Here is a 3998-nt window from a genome sequence, read left to right as displayed (position 1 = left end):
AAAAGCGCCATGGCGGCAAATGGTTTAAGAGGTTGCATCGTCGCGGTAGGTGTCGGCTATTGTTTGAAAAGCCTCGAAGTCGCCGAAAAAGGCATCGACGAGGTCGGGGTCGAAATGTCGGCCCTTACCTTCCTCGATAATGCGCCGTACTTCGGAGATAGGCAGGGCTTCCTTGTAAACCCGCCGCGAAATCAGGGCGTCGAATACGTCGGCCAAGGCCATGATCCGCGCGGACAGCGGGATCGCGTCGCCGCGCAAGCCATCCGGATAGCCGCTGCCGTCCCATTTTTCGTGGTGCCAATGCGCGATTTCCTTGGCCAGATTCAAGAAGGCCACCGGGCCGGCGCCTTCGCGTTCGGCCGATTCGATCGCGTCGCTGCCCAGTTTGGCGTGGGTTTTCATAATGGCCCATTCCCGCGCGTCCAGCGGGCCGGGCTTGCGCAATATCGCATCCGGAATGCCGACCTTGCCAATATCGTGCAGCGGTGCCGACTGGGCCAGCAGTTTGATGTAGTCGTCGGTTAACAGTGCCGCGAAGCGGGAGTGGGGCGCGAGCTTTTCCGCAAGGGTATGCACGTAACACTGAGTGCGTAGAATGTGATTACCGGTTTCGGTGTCCCGGATTTCAGCCAATCGGGCCAGCGCGCGGATGCTGACGTCTTGAATCGCTTCGTTTTCGCTCATGCGTCTGGCGATTTCCGATTCCAGCCGGTTGTTGCGGATGCGTAGCCAGTCTCGGGATTGCTTTAGTTCCAATTGATTGCGGACCCTGGCCAGCAAGATGGGGGCGGTGATCGGTTTGGTGATGTAATCGACCGCGCCGGCATCCAGGCCTTGCAACTCGGCTTCGGCACTATCCATCGCGGTGACGAAAATCACCGGAATGTCGGCGGTTTGCGTTTGTCGGCGCAATTGTTCGAAGACTTGATAACCGTCCATCTCCGGCATCATGACATCCAGCAATACCAAATCCGGGCGAGGTTTGGCACCGGCGATGGCAAGGGCTTTCCGGCCGGAATTGGCGACCAGGACCCGGTACAACGGCGCCAGCAAATCGCTAAGAACCGTCAGGTTTTCCGGCGCGTCGTCGACGATCAATACAGTTTTTCTGAGCATCGGTTGCGGATACCCCATGGTTGTAATGTTTGCAATCGCCAATGCATTGCGCGGTGGGCGAAACAGACTTCGAACTGTATCACGATTTTTCCGAGCCGGTCCCGGCAAAACTGTGAGCCTAATCAAACTCCGGGGCTGGGCCGCCGCATCGCGTAAAACCGCTTGCCCCGTCCGGGCTGGGCCGCTTCGGCCGCGGGATTGGATAGGCTCAGGCGGTGGCAACCAGACGGCCCAATTTCTCGATGGCGCGTTCGATGTTTCGATCCCAATCGCAGGCACAGTTAATACGGATAAAGTTGCGGTATTTACCGGTTGCCGAAAAGACCGGACCGGGAGCGATACTGATGCCCTCGGTCAAGGCCCGCTGAGCCAACAGCAACGCATCGACCGCTTCGGGCAATTCCAGCCACAGGACGAAACCGCCGGCCGGTTGAGTCAGTTTGGTGGCGGCGGGAAAATACCGGACGATAGCTTCGGTCATTTTCGCGACGGCCTCTGCATAGCGGCGGCGGGATAGGCGCAGGCCGCGCTCGAACGTGCCGTCGGCCAACAGTTCGGCGACCGCCAGTTGCGTCAACGACGGCGTCGCCAGATTGGCGGTGTATTTTAGGTATTCGATTTGCTTTAAATAGCGTCCCGGCGCTATCCAGCCAATTCTCAAGCCGGGCGACAAGGATTTGGAGAACGAAGAACAATGTAGCACCCGGCCGTCGTCGTCCCAGGCCTTGATGACTGGTGGCCGCTTCACGCTATGGCCCAGATCGCCATAGACGTCGTCTTCTATCAACGCGAACCGATGCCGCCCGGCCAACATCAACAGTTCGCGCTTACGCGGCTCGCTCATTAGAAAGCCGAGCGGGTTGCTATAGTTGGGCACCACCAAACACGCCTTAACCGGCCATTGCTCGCAGGCCAGTTGCAGTGCTTCCAAGGATATGCCGTCGCGCGGGTGGGTGGGGATTTCGATAGTCTTCAAACCCAGGGCTTCGATGACCTGGAACTGACCGTAAAAGGTCGGCGACTCGATCGCGACTATGTCGCCGGCTTGGGTGACGGCTCGCAAGGCCAGTGCGATGGCCTCTTGGCAGCCGTTGGTCACGACGATGTCGTCCGCCGCCAGCGCGCAGCCGGCTTCCAACATGCGTCGGGCAATCTGTCTGCGGAGTTCCGGATTGCCTTGCGCCAGTTCGTAGCCGGCAATCCGGTTGCGATGGCGGCGGGCGCAACCGGCCAGCGCGCGTTCGATTTTAAGGACCGGCAGAAAGGATGGCGCCGGGACTGCGGCGCCGAAGGGTACCGTGCTACGTTCGGCGGCGGCTTTGGCTAAACGCAGCACCAATTCCTGACCGCTGACCGGTGTCGGTTGCAATACCGGTCCGGACTCCGCCGGTTCCGGCAATCGGGTCGCCGGCGCGGCCGGGCGCACATAATACCCGGATCGCGGTTTGACTTCGATCTGGCCGAGGTCTTCCAAGTAGCGCAAGGCCTGGACCGCCGTCGCGGTGCTAACTTGCTGGGTTTCGGCCAATTGGCGCACGCTGGGCAAGCGTTCGCCGGGTCGGTAAATCTGTTGGGCAATGGCGCCGGCGAGGCGCTCGGCGATTTCCTGATAAAGCAATGGCATTGGGCGACCGCTACAGTTGTGGGTGGCTGTGACTGATACAGGCTGGTGTTTGGGAGATCTGTATAGTTTAAATTTAACATTTTTGAGGCTGTATTGGTTTTGGCTTAGTCGGCTAGCATAAGTGCGTCAATCGTTGTATGGGTCCGCGGGCCTGATTCACCGGCGATTCGGCATTCCGCTAACGACAAGAGAACTCATCATGACTCTACCGACTCAAACGCGCGCCGCCTGCTTTGGGATGCTCGGCATCCTGGGCTTCAGTTTGACCTTGCCGGCTACCCGGCTGGCTGTCGCCGACCTCGACCCGGTCTTCGTCGGCCTGGGCCGGGCCGTGGTCGCCGCCGGGCTGGCGGCCGTCGCGCTATGGTGGATGAAAGCGCCCCGGCCGTCCCGCCGCCAATGCGGGCGTCTGGCCCTGGTTGCCGCCGGAGTGGTCGTCGGTTTTCCGCTGCTCTCGACTTTGGCCTTGTATACCGCCGCTGCCGCGCATGCCGCGGTCATCGTCGGTCTGGCACCCTTGGCGACCGCGCTATGCGCGGCTTGGTTGGCCGGCGAACGCCCCGGCATCCGGTATTGGACGGCCTCGCTGGTCGGTAGCGCGACGATCGTCGGCTTTTGCTGGTGGATAGGCGGGGGAGGGCTTAGCCGGGCCGATTGGCTACTGCTCGGGGCGGTGGCCTCGGTCGGTTTCGGCTACGCCGAGGGCGCTCGCATGTCGCGCGAGCTGGGCGCGTGGCAGACCATCAGTTGGGCCTTGCTGTTGGCAGCGCCGTGTTTGTTACCGGCGGTCTGGCTGGCCGCGCCGGCGCATTGGTCGACGGTCGGCTGGACCAGTCTGGGCGGTTTCGCCTACGTCAGCTTCGTCAGCATGTATCTGGCCTTTTTCGCGTGGTATAAAGGTTTGGCGATGGGCGGTATTGCCCGGATCGGTCAACTGCAATTGTTGCAACCGTTCCTGACGCTGGCCGGCGCGGCGCTGATCCTGGGCGAAGCGGTGGGCCGCTCGCAATTGATTGCCGCTTCCGTCGTGTTGGCGTGCGTAATCTTGGGCCGGCGCGAGCCGCGCCGGCTGCGCGTTCCGGCCCTTTCCAACCTGCCGCGAGGTCCAGATGAATAGATATTCACCGCTGCTTAAACGTTTAGCTTTAATCCTCACTTGGCTGCCTTTTGCGTCGCCGAGTTGGGCCGATCCGCCCGTTATCGGCAGTCCGGCGCCGCTGTTTCGCCTGCCGACCCACGAGGGCGGTGAATTCGATTT

General features: G+C 61.2%; 3 protein-coding genes. 1 reads left to right on the top strand and 2 read right to left on the bottom strand.

Translation table 11 applies throughout. From position 1 onward, the window contains the following. Positions 1–24 precede the first annotated feature (24 nt). Together AC3B8H_RS19180 and AC3B8H_RS19175 are read right to left on the bottom strand one after the other, a co-directional pair. On the bottom strand, positions 25–1134 hold the full coding sequence (locus tag AC3B8H_RS19180; RefSeq protein ID WP_488443125.1) for a response regulator: 1110 nt from the start codon (positions 1132–1134) through the stop codon (positions 25–27). A 190-nt stretch (positions 1135–1324) separates the two neighbouring features. Further along, positions 1325–2740, bottom strand: coding sequence for an aminotransferase-like domain-containing protein (locus AC3B8H_RS19175; RefSeq protein ID WP_488443124.1), 1416 nt, complete (start codon positions 2738–2740; stop codon positions 1325–1327). Positions 2741–2939: 199 nt separating this feature from the next. On the opposite strand from AC3B8H_RS19175, the gene AC3B8H_RS19170 reads away from it, so the two are divergent. Continuing rightward, positions 2940–3857 (top strand): DMT family transporter, encoded by a 918-nt coding sequence (locus AC3B8H_RS19170; RefSeq protein WP_488443123.1) that lies wholly within the window; start codon positions 2940–2942, stop codon positions 3855–3857. Positions 3858–3998: the final 141 nt, after the last annotated feature.

Source organism: Methylomonas sp. BG-2 (genome assembly GCF_057766305.1).
Note: the sequence above shows the minus strand (reverse complement) of the source record. Positions and strands in the feature narration are given on the sequence as shown.

Excerpts from the sequence above, each read along its gene's own strand:
- AC3B8H_RS19180 (WP_488443125.1), bottom strand. The coding sequence starts at position 1,134 with ATGGGGTATCCGCAACCGATGCTCAGAAAAACTGTATTGATCGTCGAC.
- AC3B8H_RS19175 (WP_488443124.1), bottom strand. The coding sequence starts at position 2,740 with ATGCCATTGCTTTATCAGGAAATCGCCGAGCGCCTCGCCGGCGCCATT.
- AC3B8H_RS19170 (WP_488443123.1), top strand. The coding sequence starts at position 2,940 with ATGACTCTACCGACTCAAACGCGCGCCGCCTGCTTTGGGATGCTCGGC.